The sequence below is a fragment of the Streptomyces prasinopilosus genome (assembly GCF_001419695.1).
Taxonomy (GTDB): Bacteria; Actinomycetota; Actinomycetes; order Streptomycetales; family Streptomycetaceae; genus Streptomyces; species Streptomyces prasinopilosus.
This window is the reverse complement of sequence record NZ_LIRG01000232.1, coordinates 1-3,536: the sequence shown is the minus strand read 5'-3', so window position 1 is coordinate 3,536 and position 3,536 is coordinate 1. Positions and strand designations below refer to the sequence as shown.

The window sequence follows — 3,536 nt, the reverse complement described above, 5'->3', positions numbered from 1 at the left end:
CGCCGGTGCCCTCGCCCTCGCCGGGCCCGGCACCGCGGTCAGGCGGCCGGAGCCGTGGTCGCGGGTAGGGAGCGGGTCCAGCGGTTCGCGGCGCGAGGGGTGAGAGGCGGGGGTGCCGGGCCCGGCGAGGGCGAGGGCACCGGCGGGGGTGGCCTCCGCGGCAGCTACGGTCCGGCGTCCAGCAGGCCGGCGAGCAGGGGCAGGCGGACGTCGAGGTCGGCCGGCTCCGGGTCCGGGCGCCGGTCCCCGTGCGCGGCCGGCCGTCCCGCGAGGCCCGGCCGCCGTTCCACCGCCGTCCTCGCCCGCGCGGCGGCGCGGAGGGCCGGACCGGACGTGCCGGCGGCCGCGGCCGCCCCGGTGGGGACGGTCGCGTCGAGGTGGGCGGGCACACCGGCGGGAGCGTCCGGCGCCCCGCCGGTGTCCGGCCGGGCGAGCCTCGCCCGGAAGGCGTCGAGGACGGCCTCCGGATGGGTGGTGAGGGCGCCGGCCAGGGCGCTCGGCGGGACGTAGGGATCGCCGGCCGCGAAGTGTTCCAGGGCCCGCGCGAGGTGGCGGTCCCTGCTGCTCGGGTCCTGGACGAGCAGGGCGAGCGCGCCGCCGTGCAGGGCACGGTCCTCGGTGCGGACGAGCAGGGTGAGGGCCGCGTACCGCAGCAGGGTGCGGTCGGCCTCGTCGCGGGCGTGCGGCGCGGCCAGCAGCCCGTAGGTCACCGCTGCCGCGCGGCGGGCGGGGCGTTCGTCGCGCGCCCAGCGGTCGACGGCCCGGCACACCGTCGAGGGGTCCTCCTCGGCCAGCGCGCCGAGCAGTTGTCGGGCCCGCCGGTGCGGACTGTCGGCGAGCGCCTCGGTCAGGGTGTCCGGGGCACGGTGCCGGTGGGTGTGCAGCAGGGCCTGTGCCGCCGTCGCGGCCGTCGCGTGCGGGGTGGCGGGCAGCGGCCGTTCGTCCTCGAACCACCGGACGAGGTGCGGGAGCACGGCGGCGGGGTCGGCGCCGAACAGGCGGGAGGCGGCGTCCAGGAACCGGGGGCCGGCCTCGCCCGGGGGGCCGTCGGCGTGCACGAGTCCGCGCAGCAGCTCGAAGCCGGTCTCCAGGGGCAGCGGGAGAGCGGTCCAGAAGGCGGGGCCCAGCTCGCCGGGGACCGGCCGCCGCTGCCGCCGCCAGGCCACGATCCGGTCGGCCAGCAGCCGCAGCACCCCGGTGTAGGGCGTCGCGTCGGGCACGCGTGCGAGGGTCTCGGTGAGCAGCCGGGCGGCCCACCACGAGCCGGTGCCGGCGTCGAGGGCGTGCACCAGGCCGGCGAGCCGGGAGGCGAGCGGACCCGTTCCGTGCCGCCGGGCGAGCAGCAGCATGGCCTGGACGACGGGTCCGACGCGGTGGTGCGGAACGGGGGTGCCGTCGGTGCTGCCGGGGCCGCCGTGGACCAGTGCGCGCAGGGCCCCGTCCAGGTCCAGGTGGGTGCCCTGGAGCCAGTCGGCGAGTTCCTCGTGCGCGAAGCGGTAGCCGGTCCCGGCGGGGACGAGGAGGCCTTCGGCGAGTACGGCGTGGGCCCAGCCGGTGACCTCGCCGAGCCGGGCCGGGGCGGGCCCCCAGGGGAACACCGCCTCGAACGCCTTCCGGTCCAGTTCGCCCTGCCCGGGGCCGAGGCCGCGCCGGGCGGCTTCGTGCACCTGGCCGGAGACCCTGGCGGCCAGCCGGCGTACGGCGGTGCCGCGCAGTCCGCTCCCGGCGGCGAGGCGTACGGCCACGCGCAGGCACATCAGGTCCAGGTGGGCGGAGAGGACCTCGTGGTGGTCCGCGCGGGCGTCCGGCGCGTCCGGGGCGTCGGCGAGGGCGGCCCTGACCTCCGCGAGCAGCCGGAGGGTCAGCGGGTGCCGGGTGTCGGCCGGGGAGCCCTCCGGGATGCCGTAGCGGGCCCGTGCCTCGACGGCCTCGTCGGCGGTCAGGTCGCCGAGACGCACGCACGCGGGGAGGCCCTCGGCCGGGGGGCCGCCCGGGGACCCGCCCCGGGGCCGGTGCAGCAGCTCCGCCGGGAGGAACGCGCCCGCCTCCTCCCAGTACTCCGCGCGGCATCCCACCGTCAGGCGCGCTCCGGTCCGCCGCAGCCACCGTGCCGTTCCGTCGCTCCACCGGGCGAGGCGGCCGGCCAGGGCGGGCGGCATCTCCTCGGGGCCGTCGAGGAGGAGGAGCAGCGGGCGGCCGGCGCCGCGGGCCAGGCCGGCGAGACGGTCCGGGCCGGTGTCGCCGAGGCCCTCGGATCCGGCCGGGATCCGGGAGCGGGAGGCGGCGACGATGCGGGCGGCCCGGTCGAGTGCCCGCCGGGCCGCGTCGGCGACGGAGAGGTCGTCCTCCCGCAGATCGGCGCCGCGCAGCCACAGCGTGGGGGCGCCGGCGCGGTGGCGGCGGGCGGCGAGCGCCGCGAGCTCCGTCGTCCGGCCGCTGCCGGGGGGCCCGACGAGACCGAGGACCGCGGCCCGGCCGTGCTCGAACGCGGTGAACTCCGCGGTGACCGCGGCCCGCTCCACCGGAACGACGTCGCCGGGGACGAGGGCGCCCGACGGGCCGTCCTGCCCGACCGAGGTGGCGGTGAGTTCCAGCACGCCCGCGAGGTTGAGGTCGGTGCCGTACGCGGGGACCGTCGCCGCGTTCTCGGCGAGGAGGGCGGCGAGGGGGCCCGGGGCGGGACGGAGCGGCACGGCGAAGCCGCCCTCGCGCCCGCCGGCGCGGAACGCGGTGCCGAGGACGCCGAGGACGGCGCCGGTGGCGGCGTCGAGCACCGGGCCGCCGGCCGCTCCGCCGCCGGTGCGCAGCGCGTCGCGGCCGGTGGTGCCGACGGCGAGTTCCAGCACGTCGTCGAGGGTGTGGCAGTGCTCGGCGGCGGTGTACGTCACGGTGGTCGCGTCGAGCACCCGTGCCTCGCGCCAGCACCCGGCGGCGATCCGCACGTAGGTGCCGCTGTCGAAGCGGTCCCGTGCGGTGACGGGCAGCGGCTCCGCGCCGAGTCCTTCGGCGCGGACGAGGGCGAGGCCCAGTTCGGGCAGCGGGGTGACGGCGTCGGCGCCCACGACGCGGTGGCGGTCGCCGGGGGCGTGCAGGACGAGGCCGGGGAGGCCGTCGACGGTCTCGTGGCCGGTGATCAGCGTGCCGCGGTGGTCGGCGGGGAAGGCGAGGCCGCGCGGGCGCCCGCCGAGGTCCCGGACGCGGACGAGGACGTCGGTGGGGCAGGACTCCCGCCGGGTCCCGGGGGCCTCCCCCGGACTCCGGTCGGCCGGGTCGTGGAGCGTGCCCCGCTCGTGACGGGACGGGTCGCGCGACATCATCGTCGAACCTTCATGCCGTGTCTTCGTGCTGTGCCTTCGACTGCCTCGGCCCGACAGTAGGGCCGGGCTGATCAGCGGTACGGCGTCCTCGGCGAACGCGCCCCCTTCCGCTCCCCCCGTTCACTCCGAGCGCCTGCACTTACGGGTGAAAGGAAGGCCGCAAGTGGATAAACCCTGGAGGTGGGGGAAACGAGGGGGGCCGTGGGGCGGTGACACGCG

At 79.1% G+C, this 3,536-nt stretch carries 1 pseudogene; it reads right to left on the bottom strand.

What is annotated here, in order from left to right:
• Positions 1-3,317: pseudogene (locus AOK18_RS11290) on the bottom strand (serine protease); the annotation flags it as partial.
• Positions 3,318-3,536 lie beyond the last annotated feature (219 nt).